We start from the raw sequence: 25254 nt of genomic DNA on the forward strand, positions 1-25254 counted from the left end.
TTCCGGTTTCGGGGATGCGGCCCCGCCCCCGAGCTGGCCGGAGTTATCGGGGGGCGGAGCCGCTCCTCATCGCGCGATCGCCGGTTAGAAAGTGATCCAGTAGGTCACGACGATCACCTCCTCTCCTCCATCCATCGGATTGCAGCGGGCGCAGCCGATCTACCCGGGCACGGCGCCCACCGTTTGGCGGTCGTTGACTGGTCTGTTAAACAGCGGGTGCCGCGAGCTGGTGGTCAGCGCTCGGCCCCGGTTGAAGGGTGACGGCAGCGACTTCGATGCATTGGTTGTTCGCCATGCTGCGGCTGCTCTTGCGCCAGTCGGCGATGCTGCTCGTGGGGTTTTCCATGGGATCTCCTCCTTTCGCGGGTGCGGGTCGTGTCGCGGTTCTGAGGTGACCGGAGTCGCGCTGGTCAGTGATCAGGCCGCCAGTGCTTTCAGGTCGAACCAGAGCGCGCCGGCAGCGTGATCGGAGCCGGTCGTGACCTGCTGGTAACGGGTCGCGGCCTGGGCGAGGCGCTCGACGGCGTGGCAGCGGTCGACGCGTGCGCCGCCGCGGCCGGTGGGCATCAGCTCGCACGGATCCCGTACCTCGGCAGGAAGAGCGGCGACGACGTCGAGGAGACCAGCGCGCTTGAGTTCCTGCCACGCGCGCAGGTTCGGGACAAGACCGTCCGCGCTTGGCAAACAGCGGGTCAGCTGCAGGTGTGGGGCGAGCGTTGCCAGCTCGGCCGGCGTGACCATGGGTTCGGCCGGATATCCGTTGAAGTCGCCGGCCACGAGCGCCAGCTCGTTGGCATCAGTGATCAGGTTGGTGATGAACTCGATCTGTGTCATCTGCGCGCTGGTACTCCGTGCCGGAAGATGCACGCAGTAGACGTGCAGGAACTCGCTCAGGCCGGAGATCGAGATGCTGACCTTGCACCACGGAACCTGCGGCCCGGCAACACCAGGCGGCGGCCACTGGTCGACGATCTGCACCCCCGGCCGGGTGCGCACCAGCAAACCGACATGGTTTCCCGTGAGCGCCCGGGTCGCGGCTGAGGGGCCCAGCACGGGCTGCATACCCAGAAAATTCGCCGTCCGCCACAGGTGCGCCCAAATCTGGGCGGGCCGGTGATCGATTTCCTGCAGGCAAACGACATCGGGCCGGAGGGAAGCGATCGCGTTCATCGTCTCGCGCCAAGAAGCGTCGTCGCCGGTGCCCGGGTCGACCCCGCCGTAATGCAGATTCGCCCAGACGACGGCGAAGCTGCCCGGCGCCGTCGCACGCCGGGCGCTGACAGAGCTCTCATTCGCGGGAAACATCCGGCAGGTCTTCCTAACTCGGTCGTGACCGTTTGTCGGTTGGCTCGGTCTGGCGCCGGCGCGGCGCTCGTTACGGCAATGAGGTGTGGGAATCAGCGGACGGGTAAGGGCCCGCCGACACCGTGGTTCTGTGCGGGGCGCTCACCGGCCCAGCCGGTCCAAGTCCAGACGGACCGAGATCATCCGGTGATCGCTGATCCGGTCGCCGAGCTCGCTGATCCACACCCGATACGAATCGGGCACCAGAGCGGGTGCCAGATCGGGGCTGGACAGGATGTGGTCGATCCGGGCGCCCTGTCCTTGATCGATGTGGCTGTTGACGGTAGGCGTCATGTCCCCGGCGACGCAGCCTGCGTTAATGAACCCCACCTCGTGCAGCACCTGCGTCGCGCGCCGGTCCGAGACCAGCCGCCCGTCGAGCCGAAGTCCGGGCGGCAGGGTCTTGTGGGTGCGCTTGTGAGGCGGTAGCCGTTCCCAGCCTGGCTCGAATTCGGCGTGGTCATCGCAGTCCGGCCACAGTGCGTTGAAATCTCCGCCCAACAACGTCAACTGGCCCGGCGCGGCGAACCTGGTCAGCTTCTGCGCCGCGTCCAGCCGAGTTCCGCCGTCCCAGTACGCCCACTGCAACGACCGCACCGCCATCGGCCGCTCCAGCCCTTCCACCCCGAAGTGCAGCCAGCCGATCTGATCATGGAATGCATCCGGCAGCTCAGCCTTGAAGTGCTCGATCGGACGGAAACGCGGCCAGCGGACGAACACCAGATCATGAAGCTGTCCGATCGTGCTTGGGGTCATAAACGACCGCAGCCCGAAATCGGCCAGCAGGTTCTCAGCTCGATACCGGAGCCGCTGCCCCCGAAACCCGTAATACTTCCCCTCTTGGAACAGCACGACGTCGACCTCACCCGGCACCTGCCCGATTACCTCGGGCAGCAGATCGAGTTTGCGATGGTCTTGGTGTTGCTGGTCCCAGCCGCCGTCTTCCAGATTCAGCGCGACGACCGTCACCTCGCCGGCGCTCACTGTCCGCCACCGGGAGAGTCCTCGATGCCGGCCGGGATGCTTTCAGTTTCCGAGGTAACCGTGGGGAGGTAGGACGGCTCGTCGTCCGGTATGCCCGCCGTGGCCTTCTCGCACTGCTGCCAAAGATCCAGCGCGCCGAGGATCCTTTCCTCGATCCGTTCGGCTCCCATGTGACGGCCGTGCGCCTGCCCTTCACACACAGCCCGCCGAACCGTGTCGCCCGTGTTCTTCCACTCCGCCGCCAGTTGGCGGAACCGTTCGGCATCCTCGCGCTCGGACACGCACGCGCCAAGCAGCGCATCAATCACTGTGCGTAGCGTTGCCGCATCTGCGTCACTGACCGCGTGGGTGATCACATCGTGGATGGCGCGTACGTGCGTGCTGGCCCTCGTGGGCGAATCTGTCACAGCGAGTCAGCCCCTTCGCTTTGTTGTTCGTGGGTGTTTCAACGGGCCGGGATCGCCGACCAGACCGGCACCCAGCGGCGGGAACGTAAGGCCGTCGGCCGGCGCGCCGGCATAGGTGGCGTTGCCGGAGCTTGAGGTGTCGCAGGGTGAGCCGGTCATAGTGTGAGACCGCGTTTCACGAGCTGGCGCCGGACGTCCTCGAACGAGCTCCGTGCGCTCTTGAGGTCGGTGAGGGCGTCCTTGAACAGTTGCCGGAGGATCGCCACGTCGTCGGTGTCGATCTCCCTGCCGGTACGGCCAAGAAGCCACAGGTTCAACAACCCGGATGTCGCTGCGGCGTTCCGCGCCGCAGCATTGATGATCGGCCCGCCATCCATCGCGTCCAGGAGCATCTGCAGCCGGCTGAACCGGACGGCGAGCATCCCCGCCAGGTTGGTGTCGTCGTCACGGCCCGCCACCGCCTGCCGCGCATACGCCTCGTTGACGTCGACGGCCGTCTCCGGCGGTTCGGTGACAAGCGCCAGCTCAACGACAGCCAGCAGAAGGCCGAGCAGCTGCGCCCGGTCCTGTTCAAGCGGGCCGTCTGGGCGCTTGTCAGGATCGAACACCGGCGCGTGACCGAGCGGCTGCAGCGCCTGATAGATCTGTGTGGCCGTGTAAGCGTGCTTGCGCACACCCTCATCCGTCATTCCCTTACCCTCAATTCGTTCGGGAGAGCCGTGCCCGCGGATCACGGTGTTGCTGCCCACAGGGCGGGTTTGTCGCCGTCATGCGGCCATCCCGGTCAGGTCGAAGGTGACGGCGAGAGCCTGGTGGTCGCTGCCGACCGCCAGGTTCTTGGCCTCACGTGCGGCGGCGGCCCAGCGTTTGTCGCCGTGGCAGCGGTCAACGCGGGCCCCGTCTTCGGTGGTGGGGCGCAGATCCGACGGTCCTCGCCCGGTTTCGTCCAGGTGCGCGGCGATGTCGAACAGCTGAGCGCGCTGTAGTTCGTCGGCGACATCATGGTTAGGGATCAGCCCGTTCGGGCCGGGCCGGCAGCGGGTCATCTGCAGGTGCCGGGGCAGACCGGCCAGTACCTCCGGCGAGATCTCCGGCTGGCGGGGGTAGCCGTTGAAGTCCCCGCCGACGAGCGCGAACTGGATGCCTTCGGTGACCAAGCTGGTGACGATCTGCACCGCGCGGAGCTGGTCGAGTGCGGACCGGGGGCTCAGGTGCACCGAATATAGATGTGCGGCCGGGGCCACGCCGGGGATCTTGACCTGTGCTGAGCACCACCAGGGCTCGCGTGGTCCGGCCGGGGCTGAGGTAGGCCAGCGGTTGATGACCTGCAAGCCGGCGGAGGCCCGGACGAAGATGGCGGTGTGGTTACCGCCGGTCCCGCTGGCAGGCGGGCCCAGGATCGACGTCATCCCGCCCAGCGCGGTCGCGGTCGCCTCCAGATGCTGATGGAGCTGGGCCGGGTTGCCCTGGCAGTCCATCTCCTGCGCGAGCACGATCATCGGCCGTACCTGGTTGATCACGTTCACGCTGCGCAGCCAGGCGCTGCGGTCGCGACTCCGGCGGTCGACACCGCCGTACTGCCAGTTAATGATCAAGACGGTGAAGTGGGCCAGAGACAAAGACTCCGTCGTCACGCCACCACCCCCGCCAGCTCGAGCGGCCGGCCGGCGACCTGAGCGGCGTCGGCGACGATGCCCGCCATCAGCGGGAAGGCCGCGGAGGTTCCAGACGTCACAGCCGCCCGCGCAGCGACGATGCTCAGAACTCCGGCATCGCCCTGGCTCGACGCAGGCAAAGGTGGTGTGGCCGCCGAGCGATGGGAAGCGGTTGTCGTGGTGGTGAGCCCCGTGATCAGTGGGAGACCAGCCACGACGCGCGACAGTAGCGCGGTCGTTTTCAATCGCCGGGACAAAAGTGTCCTTCCTCAGTGGTGCGGAGTTCGTCCCCGAAGTCGTCCTGTTGCATGACGGCAGTACGCCAACATGACACGGGAGCAATGGCCGTCCGGTCGGCATGTGAACGGTCCGGCGGACATCTCAGCGCCATCCAATGGCGCAATGCAATGGGAGCCAACGAGCAGTTACTACCGAGTACAGGTGCGCGTCTGGGATCGACTGGCAGTTTGGGGCGGGTTGACTGGCAGTCGACTGGCAGTTCTGTCCGATATGTTGGTCATTCGGTGGACGAGCCTACACATTCGAGGTTGCACCATCGTTACCTATAATGATTCGGCTGTTACGTGCCTTCCGTGCGAGAATCGAGGCGTTCGATCGTGAGAGCGTACGGGTGGGAGAAGATGACACACAGTCGCCCCGGCTTGAAAGCCTTTCGCGACGACGTACTGAAGATGACGCAGGTCGAATTCGGTGCGGCGCTCGGCGAGACAGGATTGTGCCGCCCCGCTTCCGCCTCGGCCGTCTCAAAATGGGAGCGGGGCGAGCTCGGCATTTCCTCAACAAGGCGCGCGGCCATGGCGGTCGCGTTCTCCCGGACTCTGGACGAGATCGATGAGATCCTCCAACTCCGCGACGATACGGCGTCACCCCCTGATGCTTCCGACACCGCCCTTGAGATCCGGAGCGACTGCCTGCCCTGGCTCGACGACACAGAGAACGGTTCTACCTGGGATAACTTCATTGGGCTTACCGGGGTGTCCGGCCGGTACGCCCTCACACGGTAAGACCGGTCCACCCACCCTCGACGTCCGGCCACAACCCAAATCCATCAAGATCATCTGGTTGCCGCGGATCTACTCGATATTCACATTCACGGGACTTGCCGTCGGCAACAAACCCATGCCCTCATGATGCTCAAATGTGCTCTTGCGTGCGCCGATTTGCCTGATGGTGGGACACGCTTTCCGATCCCGCGGTGAGCCTTTCCGACTGGTTATTTAGCTGGGTTGTTGGCCGCCCGGGGCCAACAGGTGATACACGAGGAGGTCCGCATGGCCGGCTACCGGATCACGGAAAGCTACGAAGATCTGCGGAAACAGGTGCGGGCTTTCGCCGCAGAAATCGTACGCCCCTTGGTGCCGATCATGGAAAGAGACCGTGAGGTACGCCACGACTTGGCGAAGGCGATCGCAAGGCAGGGCTGGACCAGTGCAACGGTTGACCCGGAATACGAGGGCTTGGGGCTCGGGCATTATGCGAAGACCGTTATTTTGGAGGAGCTGGCCCGGGAGAACGGCGCGGCGGCGGCGATCGCCCAGGCCGGGATCATCCCGACCGGCGCGTTGGTCCATTTCGGCACCGATGAGCAGAAGAACACCTGGTTGCCGGCGATCGCGGCCGGGGACTGCCTGCCCGCGATCGATGTCACCGAACCGGGGACCGGCGGGGATGTTCTCGCGATGCGGTCGAGGGGGGAACGCGTCGATGAGCGCACCTATGTGCTGAACGGCCGGAAGGTCTGCGTCGGCAACAGCCACGTCGCCACCCTGCATCTCGTCGTGGTCCGCACCGCTGAGGGATCGGGCGGGTTGACCGCGTTCCTCGTCGAGGCGGATCGGCCCGGTATCAGCTGCCCGGCGCATGTGCCCTTCCTCGGCCTGAACGGTTTTTCCTGCGGCGAGGTCGCCCTGACCGACTGCCGTGTCCCGGTGGCCAATCGGGTCGGGGAGGAAGGCGATGGCCTGCTGGTCGCCCACGCCGCGAGCATCCTGTACGGCAGGCCGAACCTGGCCGCGCTCAGCCTGGGCTTGCAGCAGGCCGCCTGGGAAGGAGTGGCCGAGCGGGTCAAAGACGAACGCCTGCGGGTCCACCAGACCATCCAGCAACGCATCGGCGACATCCACCGGCGGCTGATCACCTCCCGAGTGGTGCTGTATGACGCGGTGAACCGCTTGGACAATGGCCTGGCGTGCGATGAGGAACTCATCGCCGCCAAGCTCGAAGTCGTCAAGGCCGCCGAAACCACCACGCGAGAGGCGTTGAACGTGCACGGCGCACGAGAAGGACTCTTCGTTGACCATCCGGCCGAACGGCGTTTCCGCGACGCCCACTGCATTGAGTTCCCCGCCGGTACCTCAGATTTCCAGCGATACCGCCTGAGCCTGGAGGCGCTGGGGCGGCGAAACCGTCCCCTGTCGGAGCGGTTCGCCACCCCACGCCAACGTGCCGAGGTCCCCGCCTGATCACCTTCGCCGGTTCTCCCGTTGCTGGAGGCGGGTCATGAACTCCTCCGCCCGCTGCGTGATGAGTTCCAGACCGGGTCGACCCCAGCTCCGCGGTTCGGTGTCCACGATGCAGATCGTGCCCAGGATCGTGCCGGTCGGCTCGTCGATCAGTGGCGCTCCCACATAGGAGCGGATCCCGATCTCGTCGACCACCTCGTTGCCGGCGTACCGGGGGTAGTCGAAGACGTCGTCCAGGACAAGCGGGAGACCCCGGTCGATGACGTCCGGGCAGTAGCCGTGGTCCTTGTCCATCACCCGGCCGACGCCCGGCTCGCCGGTCGGGGCGCCTCCGATGTTGAGCCCGGCGAAGTATTGATCGTTGGTCACGAAGTTGACCATGGTGTGCGGGGGCCAGGGCGCGCTCACCAGCTCCCGGGCGTCGTAGGCGAGGGTGCGGGCGAATGCGTCGAATTCGGCATCCGGCCTGCGTCCCACACCGAGGTCTTGGAGGCGCCGCAGGCGACGCACCAGGTGTGGGTCGTTGGGGGTCAGCAAGTGGCCTTCGATAGGGCTGTCGGTCACGATGGGCTCCAAATCAGGCGGTTCAAGGGAGGTTTTCGGGTTATCCAGCGTGTGATCGCGTGGTGAGGACGTATTCGACCAGGGTGATCAGAACGTGTTTCACCGAGTGGCGTTTCCGGGCGTCACACGCCAGGACCGGTACGCCGGTGGCGAGCCTGAGCGCGGCCCGCACCTCCTCGGTTCCATATCGGTCGGCGCCGTCGAACTCGTTGACGGCGACGATGAAGGGGATGCGGCGCCGTTCAAAGAAGTCGATGGCTTGAAAGCACGCCTGCAGGCGGCGGGTGTCGGCCAGGACGATGGCGCCGAGCGCGCCGAGGCACAGCTCGTCCCACATGAACCAGTAGCGCTCCTGACCGGGGGTTCCGAACAAATAGAGCACCAGCCCGGTGTGGATGGTGATGCGGCCCCAGTCGAGGGCAACGGTGGTGTGACTTTTGTCCTCGACCCCGTCCAGGCAGTCGGTCGTGACGCTGGCCGCGGTAAGGAGTTCTTCGGTGCTCAGGGGCTCGATCTCACTCACCGCACCAACCGCAGTCGTCTTCCCTACACCGAAGCCACCTCCGATCATGATCTTGGCCTGGATGACCGGGCGATCAGAGTGCGTATAGGCCATCGAGCACTTCCTTCAGCACTGTGTCGGTAGGCGGGCCGGTGGTCAGACGCGTATCCCGGGTGGTGACCGCGCCGGCATCGATCAGGTCGGACAGCACGACCTTGGTGACCACGGCAGGCAGCTGCATCAAGGAGGCGACCTTCGCGACCTCGATCGGGAAGCGGCACAGCTCCAGGGCGTGGGCCTGGTCCGGTTCCCATCCATCGGTGGCTTGGCCGGTGGCCACCACCACCGACAGCAGGCTCAGGTCGTAGGTCGCGTCGGTCCGTCCCTTACTTGCCCCGTACGGGCGAACCAGCGGCCCGGCTTCGGCATCCAGCAGCCATCGGCCATCGTCGGTAGCCGTCGTGCTCACCCGCCTTGGGTTTCATGGCCGGCGGGCGAGGGCCGGGCCGGTGTGGCCAGGAAGCGACGGACCCCCTTGATCAGCTCATCCATCTCATGGCCGACGAGGGATGGTTTCGCTTCGCGATCTGCGAGCACCGCCAGGACTGAGTGTTCGCCCGCGCCGCGGGCGTACACCGTGCTCGAACCGAGTTCGAGCACCGCGAGCCGGACTGTGTCGCTGCCGTCAAAGGTCCGTCCTGCCGCCCGGGCAAGGGAAATCAGCTGAGAGGCGATGGCAGCGAAACGGTCACTGTCATCGCGGCTGTGCCCGATCGCGGTCTTGACGAGGCCGTCAACAGACAGCAGTGCGACCTCGCGGACGCCCTCAACGCGATCGGCAAGGCGCTCGAGCAGCCAGCCGAGTTCGGCATCCTCGGGCCAGCCGTTCTGCTCGGTAGTCATGAATCTTCTCCTCGGGGAAGTGAGCGGTCTGTGCGCCGGTCAGAGACGGTCGTGGGATTCGTCATCGAGATCACCGGCACCTTTTTTGAAGTCGGCGATCAGGTCAGGCGTCGGCTCGGTGTCCGAGTCCTCAGATCGCCGGTTCGCCCCGTCGTGTCGTTGTTCGGGGAAACTCTGTTGCGGCACACGTTGAGGCAGCGGACGGCGTGTCGTGGCGGGAGGTTGCTCGCCGTCCGGCGCCGCGGAAGGCGGAGGTTGCCAGCGATGTCCGGCGCGCTGAGCGGACGCAGTTTCACTACCGGACCGCGATGGTGGCGGAGTGCTCGGCGCGGTTGGGCCGCCGGGGCGCAGGTAAGCGGATCCCTGGTCCCCGCCTATCACCGATTTCTGCTCACCGCGATGCTGGTGACCAACGCCAGCGATCGGGTGTGGCGGATGGACGACGGGCCGGGGCGTGGGCTGATCCGTCGCTTCAGGAGGAGCGGGTGGCAGCGCTGCCTCCGGTGGGGGGTGTGCCGCTGATCGGCTTCGCCGATCAGCGACCTGGACCATCCGGGCCGGCAGCTCGACGTAGGCGGTGGTCCCGCGGTGCAACTCTGACCGCAATGAGACCCGAATGCCCTGCCGGCTAGCCAGGGCCGCGACCACGGCCAACCCGATATGGCTCCTATCGTGTGAGGTGATGACGCTCGGGTGGGGCGGATTGGCGAGATAAGCGTTCCAGCGTTCAACGTCGCCTGGCGGCATGCCCAGGCCCTCGTCCACGACCTCGATGACCACGCCGTCGTCGCGTCCCCGCGTTCGAACAAGGACGTGGGTGTCGGGCTTGGAGAAGCTCGTGGCATTCTCGATCAACTCAGCGACGAGGTGAACGACGTCGGATACTCCATCGCCTTCCAGTGCGCCTTGGATTTTCGTCGCGACCCTGACGCGCGGATAGTCCTCGACTTCGACCACAGCCGCACGTAGGACCTTGGAGATCGGCTGCGGATCGCTCCACCGGCGCCGGGACGCCTCACCGCAGATCACCGCGAAGTTTTCTGCCTGGCGGCGATTGATGGTCACCTGGTGGTCGACAGCGAACAACCTTTTGAGCATGTCCGGGTCCACGACCCGCCGCTCCAGCTCATCGAGCATTCTGATCGCCCGATTAGCACGTGACTGCATACGTAGAGCGAGAGTGGCATACACCTGCACGGCGTGAGCCGCTCTGCTCTGCTCAATCTGTTGTGCCACCTGAATAACAGCCCTCAGGGCAGCTGCACGCAAGGCTTCCAGATCATGCGCGAGGAGCACCACTGAGTCCCCGCCGGTGAATCGGAGATCGCCTGCGCTATAGGGGGCGATGCGTTCGCCGCTCATCAACCGCTTGGCCAGCTGCTCAACGTCATCGCGTCCGTGCGCAGCGAGGGCCCGCAGTTCATCGATCCGCGCGTGCAGTTGGCGAAGCCGGCCGTGTAGCTCCGCCTGGGCTTTCTCGTGGCCGAGCGCCAGTTCCTGCTGCGCGCTGGCGTGAGCCGATACCAGCTCATCCCGGTCCTGACGCACCCGGCGATGTGCGGCCTCGGCTCCGCCCCCAGCGACAACGAGGATGACGACGCCCGCCACCGCCACCAGCATCGCGATCCCGGCGCTCTTCACCGAGGGGGCCATGGCCGCCTGCAAAAAGACAGCGCCAAAGGCTACCGCGGCCATGACGATGGCCGGAGTCACGCAAACACCCCAATGGAACAGGCGCATGCTGGGCTGGGCGGCCGGGCGGCCATGACGTGGGCCATCCCATTGGGCGATATCCGTGGTAGGAACCTGAAATTCAGGCATGAGCGTCCTCGCTGGCCGGGTGAGAGTTACGCGAGAAGCCGTGCCCGACGGTTGTGGCGAAAGACATCAATATCCTCAATACCCTTATCTATCAGGGATCGGAAATAACGGGACGCGCTTGTATCGCGCGGCGAACCCGGGAGACAGTCTCAAGCGACCCCCGTGGTTAATCGAGGACGCGAGTCGGTGGCCTCACTGGCCTGCTCCACGGTGCTTTGGGCAGGAACCTGCCAGTCATCATGGCTTTCGAGTCCAAGGAAGGAGAAGTCAGCGACGTCGTCGACGAGCTTGCACGTCCGCTCCAACGCCGACTCCGCGTGGTCTGCTTGAATATGGGCGCCGGCGGAAGCGCAGCACTCGACTATGACCACGACACCGACATCGTTCGTGACAACCACTATCAACACGGCCGCGTAGCGCCCGTCGGCTATCCGCTCGACACGCCGCAAGGCGGATCGGCCAGCGACCTGCTTCTGGTCGAAATACAAGAGCACGCCGCCACAGTCACCTGTGCGCTCCGCCGCGTTCCGATAAAGATCATCGAAATCGTTCTCCAGACGCGCGGCAAAACCTGGCGGAAGTGTGGTTCGGCGGATATCCACCCCGATGCCGTCAGGCGTACGCCAGGAGATCGGTTGCAGCCGCATGAGATCGCTGCGGGACAGCGGTCGTGAGCCAGCGGGTGCAGTTCCAACCAGCGCCGAGTGGCCGCCGTCCGGCGTAACGTGCGGCCGTTCGGTGGTCGGACACGCCGCCAGCGGTCTGTCTTGGAGCGACTCTGGAATCATGCCGACGCCTGGCCGGCGAGGTCCGCGGCCAGCCGCAGGGCATCAGCGAAGCCTGGGTGGCACTCGGCCGTGCCGGCCCCCCGGTAGTGCTCCAGCGCCTGGGCGATGTGCAGGCTGGCTTCCTGACGCTGGCCCGTGTTCTGATGCGCTTGAGCCAGGAGGTAGTGAGCGCGGGCACTGGAGAACGGCCGACCGCAGATCTGCAGTACCCACGACGCTTCGCTGAGCGCGACGATGGCGCGTGAGTCGTGTCCCGCCTCGATCTCTGCCGCGCCCAGCTCGGTCAGGGCCCGGCCGTGCTGGTGATGGTCGCGCGCAGCGAAAGCGTGCACGGCAAGCCGGAAATCGGCGCGCGCCTTGTCGATGTGGCCAGCCATGGCCTCGGCCTCGGCGATCTGGCGACGCAGCAGAGCGCTCAACCAAGTGCATTCCAGGCTCTCCCCGACGATGTCCAGAGCGCCGTTCAAGATGGGCAACGCCTGCTCCGCGTCCCCATCAGCGAGATGCAACGCCCCAACCTGGCCCAGGCCAGCGGCCTCCCCAACCCAGTCACCGGCCTCTTGTGACAATCTGAGGGCGCCTTCAGCCTGCTCGCGAGCACGCTCGAAGTCACCTGTGTCCTGGTAGGCCCGACACAGCAGCAACCGCGCCCCTGCCTCGGCCAGACGGAGACCACATCGCCGCGCTGCGGCGATCCCCCGATCGCAGACGGTCTCCCACAGATCGTGTGGCCGGCGAGAATCCAGCCAGTTGCCCAGGGTTTCGGTAATCGTGACCGCCAGCTCGTCCTGGCTGATCCCGACGGCGGCTTGCTGGGCGTAGACCAGGTTGCCGACCTCGGCGTCCAACCAGGCGAAAGCCTCGGCCGCATCGGTAGGCTGGGTCGGCCGCTGCGGCACCCGACCGTACGCCCAGCTGTGTCGAGGTGGTTCCGGACAGAGCCGGTAGTCGGCGGACGCCGCCTCGACAATCAGGCGGTGAATCGCCCGTGCCAGCGCAGCATCATCCGCGCCGCGATCGCTCTGGACAGCAGGCTCCCGCATACGAGCCCGGATGTCCTCGCAAAGCCGGTATCGCTCAGCCTCGTCACGATCGATCAGCTCTAGCTTCACCAGATGAGTAAGGCGCTCGACGGCTTCTTGCTTGGGCACCTCAAATAGCGCCGCCACGATGTCGAGGGTGAAATGCGGACCACCCCATAGGCACAGCCTGTCAAGGCTGTCGCGGGCGACCTCGTCCAGGGCCTGATAGGAGGAGATAGAAGTCACGGCGTTTCTCTTCGAGAAGGAAATGGGCAGGTGTCGCGCCCACAGGCGCGTAGATCAGGGCACGCTCGCCACGGGACTGGATCAGCCTGCGGCCCCAGAGACAACGGCGACCGCATACCGGCGCGGAAACATGCGCTCGCGAGGAGCCGAGGAACATCCTGCGGCGAGCGGTCTCGCACGCATGAACGTTCCATCCAGGCCGGTGACTGTGCCCTTGGGCTGCGCCGACGCCGTAGGTAGGTGGCGATGCCGCTCACCGCTGACACCGTTCAGCGAGTTCGTCTTCGGCAAACCGAACAAGAGCCATGGCCTGCGCACGGGCCCGAGGCGACCACATGGTGGCCTCGGCGCTGACGAGGTACAGCGCTTCAGCGATTCGGGACCGCAGCTCATCCCCACGCGAGACGGTGCCGACATCGACAATGGACACGCCGTCCTCGCCGGCCGCCAGTACGATCACGGGCCGCCCGGCGGTGCGCACGAAGAACTCCCCCGCGGTGAGCAGATCTCGAATCGGCACCCGGCGCCGATCGGCTTCGCCGGTCACCATGTCTGCGCTGCTGGTCAGCCATGCGTCCAAATCAGGATGGCTGGCGTGACCGCCCGGCTGAGGTGATCCCTGGCTATCCGGGACCCACCAGCCCGGATCGTCGGACTGCGCCGGTGCGTTGACATCGGCTCTACTCAAGGCCCTCTGGCCGGATTGCAGCAGCTCGACGGCCTGTGCGAAGGTCTCGGCGGGCGGCGCGGGAACTTCGCGTGCGAGCGCGGAGATCGCGTTGGCGAGGCGGGCCAGCAGCGCCTGAGCGTGGGACATGGCAGGTGGATCCATTTCGTTGGCCGCCACCAGAGTTGTCGTTTCGGTGAGTAGGCGGCTGAGTGAGGGCCGCACGGCCGACCGCGGGGGCGTGGTCGGCCGTGCGGCGCTTTTCCGGGATGGTCCAGCGGAGCGCAGACGCCGAGCCGAGCGCGGATGCTGTCGCGTCACGATCGCTCACCTCCAGATTCACGTATCCGGTTCAGCAGATCGTCGAGGGTGCGCGTATGTGTGTGGCGCGTTCAAACGGGCGTGGTGCGGTGTTGAGGTAACCCGGCGCTGCTGGCGAAGGTCACGTAGCCACGGGGGATCAGCACTTGCACTCGGTCCTCGATCAGCCGATCAACCAATAAAAAATACATTTTTGAGCTACACCAACATTGAATTAGGCAATCTTGAATGGCCTCTCAAACCACACGACCCGACCATTCTCATCAGCGTGCGTTCCCCACCGACCCTGCGTAATCTCGTTCACCATTTGAAGTCCACGCCCCCTTTCCATATTGAGGCCCGGATCCATTATCCGAGGTATGTGCACATCAGATCCAGCGTCGATAACCTCGACGCGAATAGCGTCATCCACCGCCAACACGATAATTGTCAGCTTTACCGAATCAGAATATCGAATGGCGTTCGTCGCCAGCTCGCACCCAAGCAGCACGACGTCATCGCCGATCTCAGCGTGATCAGCTGTTACGACGTCGTGCAGCCAGCGGCGCGCATGCCTCAATTCTCGCGATCTCGCCGGCATATCCAGCACACCCAGGATGTTCGCGTCTGTCATCGGCGCAGCTCGGTAGGTCTAGGATCTTCCTCTGCCTGCACTGCGGCCGTCGAGCGAGCCTCGTCGGACGCCTCAGCCAGCCCGCTGTTCTCGCCGGATGGCCTGCGGTAGGACGACGTGCGTATACCAACGTTCACTGAGTGCACTTCCCCGACCCCTTCCATGGTCGGCGAAACGGGTCATCTGCAGAATGCCTGCTGGGATATCCATTGTGTAGAGCGTATGGCCTGGCATTTTCTGACGCCTAATGTCACCTGACGTTTTCCGGACACCCAACGTCATCCTGGCCCGAAACAGCAGATCAAGCTGCCGCATACCCTGAGGGCCGGCAACCAGCGGTGATGATAACGATCTCGGTCCCGACCGCACGAGAGCCGTGCATCGCGCAAAGCTTGGCCGAGCCGTTCTGGGTAGTATCGGTGCGCGCGGTTGTGCTACCAGCTCACACAGAAGCCGAGGCCGGGCGCCCTTTGCCCGTCCTTCGGACGCCTACGCGTCGGCGCGGCGCGTGGTCTCTGCCCATCTCACCGCAATGACGCGGGCGATGCTGCCATCTCAGACACGGGCACACCAGATCGGCGGGCTGAATTTACACTAGCGTCCAAGCCTCTGGGTAACCAGTCATTAGCGTTCGCAGTCTTTTCTCAAGTTCGACACGAATGTCAGACTGGGCTGCGCCGCGAATATAAGCCGCCAGTGAGCGAAGCTCTCGGGCTCGCTGAAGGAGCTGCACGCCAGGGTGATGTTCAATGTCGGCGTCAACTCCGTACGCCGCGCAAAGCCTGCGCCATTCGGCGTAAGGATGCTCGAAATGGCGGACACGGTGCAGCGTTGGGACGAGGTCTTGGACACGAGGCCCACGGCTAACTGAATCCCAATCACCGAGCAGGGATCGGTCGTCAACGACATGGAGAATATTACCAGCGTGCGCATCGCCGTGGATCAGCCCCTTATCAAGGGGCAACGGTGTGCGCGGGTAGCTCCGTTTTATATCGTCCACTTGGGCGCTCAACCACTCGCGGTGCTCATGATTGAGGATATTGTCATTGCAAAGATCAGTTTGCAGTGATCCGAGTGGATCGGTCTCAGGCAAATCAATTGGCGGTGCAGGTGTCGCGTGCAGTTGCCTTAGAAGTTCCGCGAGGTTGACTACAGTCGTTGCGGCTTCCGAGCGCTGGACGACTTCATACTTCCAGAACGTGGCAGTCCAGCCGTCGATTGAAATGGGTTGATCGATCGGAAGTGGCACGACGGTTGGAAACCCCTGCTCAGCGAGCCACCGGGTTACCTCCACTGATATAGCCAGCCGCTGTTCCCATTCCTGATTGTGACGAGTGAGGCGTAGGCGCAGCACGGCATTGGCCTGAGGTAGCAGATAAACGGCATTGGCGCGGCCGTGAAGCGGGACGGCGCCGCTCGAGTTGACACCGAGAGTCGCGCACGCGTGCTTGACCGCATTCGTGGGCCGGTTGTCCACTGACGAGCCTTCGATCATGAGGCGACGCGCAGCTCCGTCCGTAGGTAGTCGCGCCAGTCTCGTACCCGTGGTTCGTCGGCGTGCGAGTCGAGCTTGTTGTCGAATGCCTTCACCAGTTCGATGGTGCGGCGGGAGGTCAACGTGTTGGCCATCGGTACCGCTTTTTTCGCCGAAGCCAGCGCTTGGTCGAGTTCGTTCAATCCGAGTTGGGCGGTCGCCGCGTGCACCGTGTTGAACTGGATGGCCCGGGGGAAGCTGGCACCGAGGTCTCGGACAGCCTGTTCGGCGCAGTCGAGTGCGCGTCGGTGTTCGCCGACCATCTCCCAGCAGCATCCCGCACACGCGGTGAGTTCCGCAGGAGTGAAGTAGGCGATCCAGCTCGGCTCTTGGTCGGCGGGGCTGATGGACGCGAACGTTCTCTCTGCCGCGCCGATGAGCCGGCGTACCCGCTCGGCCGCGTGGGCGTCTCGGGTGTCGGCAAGCGCGACGCTAAGTGCTGTTGCCGTCGCCTCTCGTAGTAGCAGCATGGCCATCACTCGCGGGCATGCCTCTGCCCGCATCCCGGCTTGATGGGCGGCGGAGGCAAGTCGCATCGCCAGTTTCGGGTGTCGTAGGTCGATGGCCTGCTGGGCGAGGATCGACAGCACCCGTGCGGCGGTCAGCGGATCATCGGCGGCTTTTGCCAGCTTGAGCGCTTGGCCATAGTGGGTCTGAGCAAGGCCGTGAGCGCCGACGTCGTAGGCCTCCCAGCCGGCCAAGGCGGTCATGAGCGCAGCGGCGCTCATCAACTGGGCCCCGATCTCGTCGGAGTATGTGCCGTGGAGAAGCGGCGCGACCTCGTGGTTAAGGTAACTGACCACCGCTGGACGTATCCGGCCGCCTCCATGCTGACGATCCATTTGGTCGAATGCCTGCATGTCAACGTGGATGCGTCGTACGTCTTCCGTACCAACCGATGGACCGGAGCCACTGTGTGCTCGGGTCTCGGCGCTTGGGTCGAGCGTCCAGGAGAGAAGCCACTCGTTCAAGCTGACGGGGAGGAAGGGAATCGCACCCAGAAGACGGCGTCGGGTCGGGTCCACGTCCCACCTCCACAGCTCGCTTGCTGTTTCAACAGTATCCGTCATGGAAACAAAGGTGGCCTTGCCAGATTCCCAAGGAACCGACTCTGCTGCCTCATCAACCCACTGATCCACCTCGGACCGCGGGACCCCGAACAGGTCAGCGATGCGATCACGGTTGTGCCGTCTCACGTCCGTCTTGCCGCGCTCCCAGCGTATCCAGGTAGTTACAGAGACTCCAATCTTCTCCGCTACCTGCTCCTGAGTAAGACCCGCGCGATTGCGAGCCTCGATCAGCTTCGAGCGGGAACGGGGGTTGACTGACGTGGTCATGCTTCCCTCGTCAGCTCCGTGAGTGCAGCCACTGAACCAGTCACCGGCACGCGAGCCGAACCCAACCGCGGCACGGCGCCAGAGAACTGCCTCGCCCGTCGCGGAGCTACCGCGTGGGCGGTGGGGCGCTCACGCTGGGCTGCCGCGTCATTAGGACCTGGCTGGGCTGTCAGGGTTGTCGCAGATCGTTGGCCGGTAGGCATCATCCAAACCTGTTCCAGACCGGTGACAGAAGGGCTGTCACGACTGTTGCATCTGACCATCACTGATGGTGACTCAGAACATAACAGGTGCGCAAGCTTCCGGAAGTAGATTCTCTACTTCCGGTACTCGTATAGAGTGCAGCTGTCAGGTCCCGGAGACGTGAGGTGACGCATGCCCGAGGCCCAACCGGAGGGCTACAGCCCAACCATCAAGAAGCGCGCGCTCAGCCGACGGCTCAGGGAGGCGCGCGAGGCGCTCGGCCTCACCACCAGCGAGGTCTGCAAGCAGCTGGCTTGGTCACCGACCAGGCTCAACTACATCGAGCATGCAAAATGGGTGAAACCGGCCACCGATGCGGTTATCGACTTGTGTGAGCTGTACGGACTGGAGGGCCGTGAGCGTGAACGGTTGATCAAGCTGGCTCGGGACGCACGACAGCGCGGCTGGTGGCGGAAGTACAACGACGTATTCACGAACGAGCTCCCGGGATTCGAGGCCGGGGCTTCACAGATCCAGACATTCGAGTCTACGTTCGTTCCCGGGCTACTCCAGGTCCGGGGGTACATCGAGTTGGTCACACGCGCCGCCGGCATCGAGGACCCAGACGGGATCCGTCGGCACGTCGACGCTCGCATCGAGCGCCAGAAGATCCTCACTCGCGATGAGGACCCATGCCAGATGCATGCCGTCATCGATGAGAGCGCGATCCTCCGGATCAGTAACGACAAGATCCGCGCTGAACAGCTCCGTCACCTCCTGGACATGACCGAGCTACCGAATGTGACCGTGCAGCTCCTGCTCATCGCAAACGGCGTCTATCCCACGAAGAGCAGTGAACCGTTCGTCTACCTTCGTTTTCCTGACTCGGCCGACCGAGACATCGTCTATCTGGAGACTACGGTCGATGACCGAATGCTCGAGGAACGCGACGAGCTAGACATATATGCCAAAAGATTCAGCCGTCTAATCAACGCTGCATGTGATCCCGACAGGACCCGCAAGCACCTTAAACAACAGATTGAGTGATCATAATATGAATATTTCCGCAATCATCTGGCGCAAAAGCAGTCGCTCAGGTGGCGGTGGCAACAACTGTGTCGAGGTGACACTTGTCACGCGACAGCTTGCACGGACCGAGTCCCTTGGCCACAACCTCCTCGGCCGAAAGCCCGCCAACTCCCCAGAGAAAGAGTCAATTGAATAAATCCGACCGCAAGCGCGACATTTCAAGCACATAACGCCATTCGTGCACAAAGGTCAGGATGCGATGGCGGCCCGCGGCCTGGCTCTCATGGTCGTTCATCACAGGCCCCTGCTGCGTTGCTGATACCCCGCGAATCGCGATGAAATAGATCACGAACCGGCTAGCGTGATCAACTCGGTATGCGCCGATCGATAGCTCGTCTGAGGACAGCCTTGCTGATCTCCACAGCGGTGAGCATCCGGGTGAGCAATTCGTCAGGGACTAGACCGAGGTCCAGACCAGCTGCCCGTGTAGCGTCGGTGAACTCGTCGCGCTGTGTACTGGTCAGGAGAGTGGCGGAGGGCGCTTGGACAGCCAGGTACAAAGCTGCCGCTGGTCGTTGGGGTGGGCGAGGCCGGAAAGATCGGTCGGCTGGCCGGCCATGTCGAGGGTGGCGCTGCCGGGGGTCAATATCTATCGCACGATGGGATATCGGGGATGTCAGTGGTTGCAGATGCCACTGGTCTGGGAGGTGTAGATCTTGCCGCTGCCGAACGGCTTCATGATGTGCAGCTTCGCTACACCCCGGCATCACCTCCGTGATTTCCAAATCGCTGTGACATTCTGGCCACTGGCGGCAAGCCGGAGCGGCGCTCCACGTGAGCTGAGCAGTGGGAGGATCTGTGAGTGGTCGAGGCCGGGGTGCAGGTCTGCGGCGCCGAACCTGTGGCGCGGGTCGTGCGGGAGCAGGTTCAGGGCGACATAGTCACCGGCGGTGAACAGCATGTCGATCAGCGTCTCCGGGGCGGTGGCATGGCCGAGGACGTCAACGGCGTAGACCATGTCATGGTGGCCCTTCGCGAGGTCCGCCAGCGTGTGTGTGCGGTTCGCGGCACCCAGGTCGCGGTCGAGTCGCCAGCGGGCGTAGGCGAGGCTGGGATTGTCCAGGTCGTAGGCGTGAACGTCATGACCGGATATCAGCAGTGCTTGGGCGTCAAGGCCTATACCGCAGCCGACGTCCGCGATGTCGGTGATGCCGTGCTCCGAAGCGAAATCGAGGAGTGTCTGAAAGAATTCGTCCTTAATTCCGCTGTAATGGAACAGTGTTAGGTCGTAGAGGTATCCGTGACTGTGGTGGTAGAAGTCGGGCTGAAGGCGCGTCCACTCTTCGTCTAAGAATGGCCGTAGAGCATTTTCTTCTGTCAGTAGTAGGTCGAAGGCGTCTCCCAGGTGTTCGGCTAGGCGTTGCCACGCGGTCGTGATTGTGGGATATGCACGTGGCGGCTTCATGATCGGTCACCTCGTGGTTGTGGTCGGGAAGCTGGCGCGTCGAGGGTGACCGGTGCCGCGGCTGAGGTTTCGGCGGCGTGGCGGATGGCGTCGGTGACGCGGCATGTGTGTAGGGCCAGGTCGCCGGTGGCGGCGTGCGGTCTTCCGGTACGCATGGCGTTGGCTAGATCGAGCACTCCCATCCCGCGGCCGACGGGCCAGCGGGAGTCGGCCTGCGGGAGGTCATGCCATGTGTTTTGGCTGCGGTTGCGGAGTCGGACGGCGCCGTGGTGGAAGTTCGGGTCTGGCAGCAGAAGTGTGCCCTCGCTTCCGTAGATCTCCAGATGAGGACGGGTGCTGGCGTGGACATCGCTGCTCGTGGTGAAGGTGATGGTCACACCGCCGGTGGTGCGTAGCACTGCGTCAACGTGGGTGAGTGCCTGCGCCTGGAAGATGTGCCCTTTCCTGGGGCCGGATCGGACGACGCGGCGGGGACGGGTCGTCGCGGTGACGCCGTCGACGCGTTGGATCGGGCCGAGGAGGTGGATGAGCTGGGCCAGGTAGTAGGGCCCCATGTCGGCCAGCGGTCCCATGCCGGGCGCGTACAGGCCTTCGGGCGCGGGGTGCCATCGTTCGGGGCCTGAGGTGAGTAGGGCGGCGGAGGCTGCGAGCGGTTCACCGATCAGGCCCGCCTCGACGGCTGCGGCGGCGGTTTGGGTCGGGGGTGCGAGGAAGGTGTCGGGTGCGGCGCCGACCTGGCATCCGTGCTGTTCGGCGAGGGCGAGCAGCTCGGCGGCGTTGTCGCCGGTGAGCGCCAAGGGTTTCTCCACGTAGGTGCAGGCACCTGCGGTGACGGCTGCTGCTGCCACGTTGCGGTGTGTCTCGGGTGGGGTGAGAACGACCAGCAGCTCGATTCGGTCGTCGCTCAACAGGTCGTCGAGCGGTGCGGCGTGGGGGATGTCGTGGCGTTCGGCGAAGGCGTGGGCGCGCTGGTCGTCGAGGTCGCTGCACGCGAGGAGTTGGACGGCAGGGCTTTGACGCAGAATGTGGGCGTATTCGTCTGCGATCATTCCGCAGCCGACGATGGCGCACTGCACTGGAGCCTTCATCGCATCCTCGCGCGGGCCACGCCGGCCTGTTCGATCGCACCGAGCAGTAGGTCGAGGAACCTTTGGTGGTGCGGCGGGTCGAGGGCTGGTATCTGGACATCGAGGTAGTGGTCCATCGCCGGTGAGGCTGATTCGGCTTTTGTGGGCCAGGCGTCGTGGACGTGGAGGTCTCCGGCCGTCGGGTGCCAGACGCGTAGTCCGCGGGCCTGTAGGTGGGTTCGGAGTGTTTGGGCCGCTTCGGATGATGGCCACCATGCTCCGACGTGCATGCCGTTGCTGTCGGCACGTTGTTCGGTGGTGGGCAGCACGGAGAGGGCCGCAGTGTCGGTCAGCAGTTGCGCGGCTTTGAGCTGCAGGGGCCGCAGGCGGCCGGTCAGGTCATCGAGGGCGTGAAGCTGTGGGATGGCCAGGGCTGCGGTGATCTCGCTCATTCTCGCGTTGCCCCTCCACAGGGAATGCGGGGTTGACACTCTGGTGTCGCCGGCGAGTGCCCTGAGGTGGTTCATGAGTTGCCGGTCGTCGCTGAGGACGAGCCCGCCCTCGCCCGCTGTGACCAGCTTGTGGGTTTCCACCGAGTAGATCGCGACCAAGCCGTGCGTGCCCGCGGCGCTGCATGGCCCGGTGCGTACGCCCCATACCTGCGCGCAGTCTTCGATGAGCGGGATGCCTCGCTCGCGCAGCTCGGCCGCGATGTGTTCGATATCGGGGGCGGGCATACCTCGCAGGTGGGCAAGGATCACGGCCGCTGTCCTCGGTGTTAGCAGTGACGCTATGGCCTCCCAGGTGGGCGTCAGGTGTTCGGTGATCGGGGCGACCCGCACGGTGGCGCCGGTGGCCTGGACGGCGGCACCGACCGAAACCCAGCCGACGGCGGGGATGATGACGTCCCGGCCTCGTCCGACGCCAAGCGCTCGCAGGGTGGCCTCGATGCCGGCGGTCGCGCTTGCGACGGCCACGGCATCGGCGCGGCCGACCAGGGCGGCGGCCAGGCGTTCCAGTTCCGGGACCTGGGTACCACCGATGGCGCCGAGCCGGCCGATGGAGACGAGCTCGGTGATTCTGCTGAGCTGGGCGGCGGCGGTGAGGCGTCCGTATTCGTAGACAGCGGATGGCAGGTGGGTGCTTGGCACAGAGAGCCTCCGGCCGGGTCTGGCTACAAGTGGTGGGTTGCGGGCAGCCTTCCGAGCACTGGGATAGGGGTGAATGCCTCGGCGTATGTGGTGCCGATACGCGCGCCCCAGAGCCGGGCGAGGTTTTCGGCCATTGGACCGAAGTGGTCCGTGATGGGCTGGGAGCGGTGGGCGTGCAGTGCTTGGGTCTTGGTGGCGTAGGTGTCGCTGATGTCGATGATGGTCTGTGGTTGGGTGGTGCCGTCGAGGGTGAGGCCGTTGTAGGTTTCGCAGCCGTAGACGCGGAGTGGATGGCCGGTGTTGATCACCACGTCCGGCAGTGCCGCCAGGACGGTGCGGCTGGCGTTGTGGTGGTCGGGGTGGGCGTCTGCGGTGGTGTGGGTGATGACTACTTCGGGGCGCAGGTGACGCATCAGGTCAGCGACCGTCTCGGCGGTCAGCTCGGGCAGTGAACGGATCTCGGCGCCGAGAATGTCTGCGCCCGCTGTGGCCTCCGCGTCGCGGGTCGGGTCGTGTGAGGCGACCGCGATCGTGACGGTGACGCCGTGCTCGGCGTGCAGGGCCAGGGTGCCGCCGGCCCACAGTTCGGCGTCGTCGGGATGTGCCACGACGGCCAGCACTGATTCCGGCCATGCGGAATCGGGTAGTAACGCGGGGCTCACCACAGCTCCAGCTTCTCGACGACTTCGGCGGGTTTGGGCAGGGCGGGGCTGGCAATCGCGCTGAGGAGGTCGGGCAGGGGGACGTCGGTCCGGACGGCGATCAGCTCACGCCATTTCAGGACTTGGTCGAAGGATTCACCGACGCGGTGTCCTTTGGCTCCGGTGAGGCGGCCGGAGGAGGGCAGATCGTGGACGCTCAGGCCATCGGCTAGGAGCCGGGCGGCGGTCTTTTCTCCGATGCCGGACACGCCGGGGATGTTGTCGGAGGGGTCTCCGCACAGCGCCCGGAAGCACGGCCATTGGGTGGGGGTCACGCTGTGGCGCTGGCGTACCTGCTCGGGTCCGATGATGCGGTTGCCTGGGCGCATGGCCGTGTTGAGGACTCGTACGCCGGGGACGTCGAGTAGTTGGTAGAAATCCTTGTCCATGGACATGATCAGCCGCTGGCGGTCCGGCGTGGAGTGGATGAGGGTGGCGATGACGTCGTCGGCTTCGGCGTCGTCGATTTCGATCCAGCCGATTCCATAGGCGTCCAGGCCGCGTTTGACGTCGGGTAGCGCGCGGATCGGCTTGAGGGCTTCTTCGTCGACGGGCCGGTTGGCCTTGTAGTTCCCGTCGGCCTGTTTGCGGGCGGCGGAGCCGTCTTGGCCGTCGAACACCACGAGGACCTCGGGAGGGTCGTCCAATTCGTCGCGGATGGCGACGCGCAGCAGTGCGAAGAACCCGAAGACGCCGGTGAGGTCGCGGGATTTGTCGCGTGAGTAGATCGGCGCCGGGAATCCATAGGCGGCGCGAAATACCAGATTGTGGCCATCGACCAGCAGCAGCGGAACTTCCATTCACCACACCGCCTTCATAAAGCGCTCAGCGATACAGGTGGGCCGGAAGTCCCGTGAACGGTAGTACGCAGCCCGTGACGCGTGCAGGTACGCTACCGCGTCTTGCGTGAGTTCCAAGGCGGCTCGCCATAGTTCCGCGGGACCGGCGGAGTGCTCGACGATGACGCCGCCGGCATCGTCTCTGGTGCCGACCAGGTCGGGCAGGTTGCCGATGTCGTACGCCACGACTGGGACGCCGCATCCGAGGGCCTCCAGCGCGACGAGCCCGAACGTCTCGGCGCGGGAGGGCACGATGACGACGGCGGCTTCGGCGAGCCATGACGGCACCTGGCTCCATGCCAGCGGGCGGGTGGAGAGGCTTACGTTGGGCCTGCGGTACTGCTGGCAGCGTGCGATGACCTGCTGTTGGACGCCGGGGCCGGCGTCGAAGGGGGCGGGAGCGAGTATCACGTCGACGTGCCGGTCGAGGCCGGCGGGGAGGGCTTGGAGGAGATCGGGCACGCCCTTGTTCTCCGCCGGGCGGGCAAGCACGCGCAGCGGGCCTCCCTGTCGCCGTCGCTCGGCTTGTTCCGGTGTGGGGGGCGGCTGGTCATACAGCAGCGCGTTGGGTACCACCTGCCAGTGCTCGGTTTCGATCCCGCGTGCTGCGGCCTCGTGGATGACCGTGGGCGAGGGGGCCACGACGCGGTCGGCGGTGCCGAGTGCCGGCAGGAGGTCTTCGGTATGACCGAGTACGTGGGCGGCGAGGACGGTGTGTGCGGGATGGTCGGCCATGAGGCGGCCCAGGCCCCACAGCGCGTCGACGTAGACCACGACGTCGATCTCGTGATCGTCCAGGATCGCGGCGAGCTCCGCGCGGATGACCCCGCCTGCGCTGGTGATGGCGTCTCGGAGTGTCTGGTCATCGGTGGGGAACGCGATCGTCAGGCTACTCAACTCGACCATCTGCGGGGATGGCGGCCGGGGTGTGGAGGCGGTGATGATGATGGGGCGATGGCCGATGCGGTGTAGTCCTTCGGCGAGCGCGGCGGTTGCTCGTTCCATTCCCGCCGGGGTGTCGGGGGCGTAGGAGGCGAGGACGAACGCCACGCCGGCGCCGGGCGGCGCGGAACGGCGGCTCATGAGGAGCTGTGCACCTCCGTGGGGATGGGCAGCGGGGTCGGGCGGGTGGTGCCGGTGAGCGGTTCCCAGGGGAAGACGACCCAGTCGGCGACGTCCCACAGGTGAAGATCGGGTGTTCCTGGGCTGGCGCCGAGGTTGCGGCACAGGGTGGCGGTGCAGATGGCGGCCTGGAGCGCGACGAGGTGAGTGAGGGTGTCGGTGACGGCGGTGAGTGTCGCGCCGGTGCCGCAGATGTCGTCGACGACCAGGAAGGGGCCCGGCTGGTTGATCAGCGGCTGAAATGAGGCCGTGTCGCAGTGCACCCGCCCGGTCGCCTGGGTGAAGGTCGCGTCGGTGGCGTTGTGGCGCGCCGAGACGGCCACCACCGGGGCCCCCGCGATGGCCGCGATCGCGTTGGCCGGTGCGCGTCCTCCGTCGGCGATACCGATCACAGTGCCGATCTGGCCCAGGCGGTCGCGGGCGGCCTCGGTGAGGAGCTTCATACCGGCGTGGTAGGCGGCCGGGGTGAGCTGCCAGAGCCGCCGATGCTCGAACATCCGCCTCGG

General features: G+C 65.2%; 29 protein-coding genes. 4 read left to right on the forward strand and 25 right to left on the reverse strand.

Features of this window, described 5'->3' with window-relative positions:
* Positions 1 to 205: 205 nt before the first annotated feature.
* From OG417_RS44995 to OG417_RS45020, 6 genes are all read right to left on the reverse strand, one after another.
* Positions 206 to 346 carry a DUF397 domain-containing protein gene (locus OG417_RS44995; RefSeq protein WP_329242941.1) on the reverse strand — a complete coding sequence of 47 codons (141 nt, stop codon included), beginning with the start codon at positions 344 to 346 and terminating at the stop codon, positions 206 to 208.
* Positions 347 to 417: 71 nt separating this feature from the next.
* Entirely contained in the window at positions 418 to 1305 is an 888-nt protein-coding gene (locus tag OG417_RS45000; RefSeq protein ID WP_329242944.1) for an endonuclease/exonuclease/phosphatase family protein, read from the reverse strand.
* A gap of 141 nt (positions 1306 to 1446) precedes the next feature.
* Positions 1447 to 2328 carry an endonuclease/exonuclease/phosphatase family protein gene (locus tag OG417_RS45005; RefSeq protein WP_329242947.1) on the reverse strand — a complete coding sequence of 294 codons (882 nt, stop codon included), beginning with the start codon at positions 2326 to 2328 and terminating at the stop codon, positions 1447 to 1449.
* Entirely contained in the window at positions 2325 to 2636 is a 312-nt protein-coding gene (locus tag OG417_RS45010; protein WP_329242950.1) for a hypothetical protein, read from the reverse strand. The genes OG417_RS45005 and OG417_RS45010 overlap by 4 nt, the downstream gene beginning before the upstream one ends.
* A 254-nt stretch (positions 2637 to 2890) precedes the next feature.
* Complete coding sequence (locus OG417_RS45015; protein WP_329242953.1) at positions 2891 to 3484, reverse strand: hypothetical protein; 594 nt, start codon at positions 3482 to 3484, stop codon at positions 2891 to 2893.
* An 18-nt stretch (positions 3485 to 3502) separates the two neighbouring features.
* A complete protein-coding gene (locus tag OG417_RS45020) occupies positions 3503 to 4369 on the reverse strand; it encodes a hypothetical protein (protein WP_329242955.1) in 867 nt (288 codons plus the stop codon).
* A gap of 662 nt (positions 4370 to 5031) precedes the next feature.
* Here OG417_RS45020 and OG417_RS45025 point away from each other — a divergent pair.
* Together OG417_RS45025 and OG417_RS45030 are read left to right on the forward strand one after the other, a co-directional pair.
* Positions 5032 to 5415, forward strand: coding sequence for a helix-turn-helix domain-containing protein (locus tag OG417_RS45025; RefSeq protein WP_329242958.1), 384 nt, complete (start codon positions 5032 to 5034; stop codon positions 5413 to 5415).
* 267 nt (positions 5416 to 5682) lie between these two features.
* Positions 5683 to 6873 carry an acyl-CoA dehydrogenase family protein gene (locus OG417_RS45030; protein WP_329242961.1) on the forward strand — a complete coding sequence of 397 codons (1191 nt, stop codon included), beginning with the start codon at positions 5683 to 5685 and terminating at the stop codon, positions 6871 to 6873.
* Here OG417_RS45030 and OG417_RS45035 read toward each other — a convergent pair whose 3' ends face one another.
* The 11 genes from OG417_RS45035 to OG417_RS45085 form a co-directional block, all read right to left on the reverse strand.
* The gene (locus OG417_RS45035; protein WP_329242964.1) at positions 6874 to 7437 is read right to left on the reverse strand and encodes a GAF domain-containing protein; all 564 of its coding nucleotides are present in this window, start codon (positions 7435 to 7437) and stop codon (positions 6874 to 6876) included.
* 40 nt (positions 7438 to 7477) lie between these two features.
* The gene (locus OG417_RS45040) at positions 7478 to 8053 is read right to left on the reverse strand and encodes a GTP-binding protein (protein WP_329242967.1); all 576 of its coding nucleotides are present in this window, start codon (positions 8051 to 8053) and stop codon (positions 7478 to 7480) included.
* Positions 8034 to 8408 (reverse strand): DUF742 domain-containing protein, encoded by a 375-nt coding sequence (locus OG417_RS45045; RefSeq protein ID WP_329242969.1) that lies wholly within the window; start codon positions 8406 to 8408, stop codon positions 8034 to 8036. Before OG417_RS45045 ends, OG417_RS45040 begins: the two co-directional genes overlap by 20 nt.
* The gene (locus OG417_RS45050; RefSeq protein WP_329242972.1) at positions 8405 to 8842 is read right to left on the reverse strand and encodes a roadblock/LC7 domain-containing protein; all 438 of its coding nucleotides are present in this window, start codon (positions 8840 to 8842) and stop codon (positions 8405 to 8407) included. The genes OG417_RS45045 and OG417_RS45050 overlap by 4 nt, the downstream gene beginning before the upstream one ends.
* 39 nt (positions 8843 to 8881) lie before the next feature.
* Positions 8882 to 10663, reverse strand: coding sequence for an ATP-binding protein (locus OG417_RS45055; protein ID WP_329242975.1), 1782 nt, complete (start codon positions 10661 to 10663; stop codon positions 8882 to 8884).
* A 149-nt stretch (positions 10664 to 10812) separates the two neighbouring features.
* The gene (locus OG417_RS45060) at positions 10813 to 11451 is read right to left on the reverse strand and encodes a hypothetical protein (protein ID WP_329242977.1); all 639 of its coding nucleotides are present in this window, start codon (positions 11449 to 11451) and stop codon (positions 10813 to 10815) included.
* Complete coding sequence (locus OG417_RS45065) at positions 11448 to 12719, reverse strand: tetratricopeptide repeat protein (RefSeq protein WP_329242980.1); 1272 nt, start codon at positions 12717 to 12719, stop codon at positions 11448 to 11450. The genes OG417_RS45060 and OG417_RS45065 overlap by 4 nt, the downstream gene beginning before the upstream one ends.
* Before the next feature lie 253 nt (positions 12720 to 12972).
* Positions 12973 to 13536: a hypothetical protein gene (locus OG417_RS45070; RefSeq protein ID WP_329242982.1), complete on the reverse strand. Its 564-nt coding sequence runs from the start codon at positions 13534 to 13536 to the stop codon at positions 12973 to 12975.
* Between the two features lie 385 nt (positions 13537 to 13921).
* Positions 13922 to 14320 (reverse strand): ATP-binding protein, encoded by a 399-nt coding sequence (locus OG417_RS45075; RefSeq protein ID WP_329242985.1) that lies wholly within the window; start codon positions 14318 to 14320, stop codon positions 13922 to 13924.
* Between the two features lie 589 nt (positions 14321 to 14909).
* A complete protein-coding gene (locus OG417_RS45080; protein ID WP_329242987.1) occupies positions 14910 to 15815 on the reverse strand; it encodes a phosphotransferase enzyme family protein in 906 nt (301 codons plus the stop codon).
* On the reverse strand, positions 15812 to 17191 hold the full coding sequence (locus OG417_RS45085) for a helix-turn-helix transcriptional regulator (protein WP_329242989.1): 1380 nt from the start codon (positions 17189 to 17191) through the stop codon (positions 15812 to 15814). The genes OG417_RS45080 and OG417_RS45085 overlap by 4 nt, the downstream gene beginning before the upstream one ends.
* 375 nt (positions 17192 to 17566) lie before the next feature.
* On the opposite strand from OG417_RS45085, the gene OG417_RS45090 reads away from it, so the two are divergent.
* On the forward strand, positions 17567 to 18421 hold the full coding sequence (locus tag OG417_RS45090; protein ID WP_329242992.1) for a helix-turn-helix domain-containing protein: 855 nt from the start codon (positions 17567 to 17569) through the stop codon (positions 18419 to 18421).
* A 7-nt stretch (positions 18422 to 18428) separates the two neighbouring features.
* Entirely contained in the window at positions 18429 to 18599 is a 171-nt protein-coding gene (locus OG417_RS54665; RefSeq protein ID WP_442875616.1) for a DUF397 domain-containing protein, read from the forward strand.
* On the opposite strand, the gene OG417_RS45095 is transcribed toward OG417_RS54665, so the two are convergent.
* The 8 genes from OG417_RS45095 to OG417_RS45130 form a co-directional block, all read right to left on the reverse strand.
* A complete protein-coding gene (locus OG417_RS45095; protein WP_329242994.1) occupies positions 18588 to 18752 on the reverse strand; it encodes a hypothetical protein in 165 nt (54 codons plus the stop codon). The genes OG417_RS54665 and OG417_RS45095 overlap by 12 nt on opposite strands.
* A gap of 417 nt (positions 18753 to 19169) precedes the next feature.
* Complete coding sequence (locus tag OG417_RS45100) at positions 19170 to 19868, reverse strand: class I SAM-dependent methyltransferase (RefSeq protein ID WP_329242997.1); 699 nt, start codon at positions 19866 to 19868, stop codon at positions 19170 to 19172.
* Positions 19865 to 20956, reverse strand: a complete 1092-nt coding sequence (locus OG417_RS45105; RefSeq protein WP_329243000.1) for a Gfo/Idh/MocA family protein — start codon at positions 20954 to 20956, stop codon at positions 19865 to 19867. Before OG417_RS45105 ends, OG417_RS45100 begins: the two co-directional genes overlap by 4 nt.
* Positions 20953 to 22086 carry an aminotransferase class I/II-fold pyridoxal phosphate-dependent enzyme gene (locus OG417_RS45110; RefSeq protein ID WP_329243003.1) on the reverse strand — a complete coding sequence of 378 codons (1134 nt, stop codon included), beginning with the start codon at positions 22084 to 22086 and terminating at the stop codon, positions 20953 to 20955. Before OG417_RS45110 ends, OG417_RS45105 begins: the two co-directional genes overlap by 4 nt.
* Before the next feature lie 23 nt (positions 22087 to 22109).
* Positions 22110 to 22694, reverse strand: a complete 585-nt coding sequence (locus OG417_RS45115; RefSeq protein WP_329243006.1) for a PIG-L deacetylase family protein — start codon at positions 22692 to 22694, stop codon at positions 22110 to 22112.
* 50 nt (positions 22695 to 22744) lie between these two features.
* Positions 22745 to 23587: a 5'-3' exonuclease gene (locus tag OG417_RS45120; protein WP_329243008.1), complete on the reverse strand. Its 843-nt coding sequence runs from the start codon at positions 23585 to 23587 to the stop codon at positions 22745 to 22747.
* The gene (locus OG417_RS45125) at positions 23588 to 24709 is read right to left on the reverse strand and encodes a glycosyltransferase family 4 protein (RefSeq protein ID WP_329243011.1); all 1122 of its coding nucleotides are present in this window, start codon (positions 24707 to 24709) and stop codon (positions 23588 to 23590) included.
* Complete coding sequence (locus tag OG417_RS45130; protein WP_329243013.1) at positions 24706 to 25245, reverse strand: phosphoribosyltransferase family protein; 540 nt, start codon at positions 25243 to 25245, stop codon at positions 24706 to 24708. Before OG417_RS45130 ends, OG417_RS45125 begins: the two co-directional genes overlap by 4 nt.
* Positions 25246 to 25254 lie beyond the last annotated feature (9 nt).

This window comes from Actinoallomurus sp. NBC_01490, from assembly GCF_036227085.1.
Taxonomy (GTDB): Bacteria; Actinomycetota; Actinomycetes; order Streptosporangiales; family Streptosporangiaceae; genus Actinoallomurus; species Actinoallomurus oryzae.

What these genes read in the sequence shown, in the direction of transcription:
- OG417_RS45075 (WP_329242985.1), bottom strand. Translation starts at nt 14,320, where the DNA reads ATGACAGACGCGAACATCCTGGGTGTGCTGGATATGCCGGCGAGATCG.
- OG417_RS45090 (WP_329242992.1), top strand. Translation starts at nt 17,567, where the DNA reads ATGCCCGAGGCCCAACCGGAGGGCTACAGCCCAACCATCAAGAAGCGC.
- OG417_RS45025 (WP_329242958.1), top strand. Translation starts at nt 5,032, where the DNA reads ATGACACACAGTCGCCCCGGCTTGAAAGCCTTTCGCGACGACGTACTG.
- OG417_RS45030 (WP_329242961.1), top strand. Translation starts at nt 5,683, where the DNA reads ATGGCCGGCTACCGGATCACGGAAAGCTACGAAGATCTGCGGAAACAG.
- OG417_RS44995 (WP_329242941.1), bottom strand. Translation starts at nt 346, where the DNA reads ATGGAAAACCCCACGAGCAGCATCGCCGACTGGCGCAAGAGCAGCCGC.
- OG417_RS45070 (WP_329242982.1), bottom strand. Translation starts at nt 13,536, where the DNA reads ATGTCCCACGCTCAGGCGCTGCTGGCCCGCCTCGCCAACGCGATCTCC.
- OG417_RS45040 (WP_329242967.1), bottom strand. Translation starts at nt 8,053, where the DNA reads ATGGCCTATACGCACTCTGATCGCCCGGTCATCCAGGCCAAGATCATG.
- OG417_RS45080 (WP_329242987.1), bottom strand. Translation starts at nt 15,815, where the DNA reads ATGATCGAAGGCTCGTCAGTGGACAACCGGCCCACGAATGCGGTCAAG.
- OG417_RS45125 (WP_329243011.1), bottom strand. Translation starts at nt 24,709, where the DNA reads ATGAGCCGCCGTTCCGCGCCGCCCGGCGCCGGCGTGGCGTTCGTCCTC.
- OG417_RS45085 (WP_329242989.1), bottom strand. Translation starts at nt 17,191, where the DNA reads ATGACCACGTCAGTCAACCCCCGTTCCCGCTCGAAGCTGATCGAGGCT.
- OG417_RS45055 (WP_329242975.1), bottom strand. Translation starts at nt 10,663, where the DNA reads ATGCCTGAATTTCAGGTTCCTACCACGGATATCGCCCAATGGGATGGC.
- OG417_RS45000 (WP_329242944.1), bottom strand. Translation starts at nt 1,305, where the DNA reads ATGTTTCCCGCGAATGAGAGCTCTGTCAGCGCCCGGCGTGCGACGGCG.
- OG417_RS45130 (WP_329243013.1), bottom strand. Translation starts at nt 25,245, where the DNA reads ATGTTCGAGCATCGGCGGCTCTGGCAGCTCACCCCGGCCGCCTACCAC.
- OG417_RS45120 (WP_329243008.1), bottom strand. Translation starts at nt 23,587, where the DNA reads ATGGAAGTTCCGCTGCTGCTGGTCGATGGCCACAATCTGGTATTTCGC.
- OG417_RS45060 (WP_329242977.1), bottom strand. Translation starts at nt 11,451, where the DNA reads ATGATTCCAGAGTCGCTCCAAGACAGACCGCTGGCGGCGTGTCCGACC.
- OG417_RS54665 (WP_442875616.1), top strand. Translation starts at nt 18,429, where the DNA reads ATGAATATTTCCGCAATCATCTGGCGCAAAAGCAGTCGCTCAGGTGGC.
- OG417_RS45050 (WP_329242972.1), bottom strand. Translation starts at nt 8,842, where the DNA reads ATGACTACCGAGCAGAACGGCTGGCCCGAGGATGCCGAACTCGGCTGG.
- OG417_RS45105 (WP_329243000.1), bottom strand. Translation starts at nt 20,956, where the DNA reads ATGAAGGCTCCAGTGCAGTGCGCCATCGTCGGCTGCGGAATGATCGCA.
- OG417_RS45100 (WP_329242997.1), bottom strand. Translation starts at nt 19,868, where the DNA reads ATGAAGCCGCCACGTGCATATCCCACAATCACGACCGCGTGGCAACGC.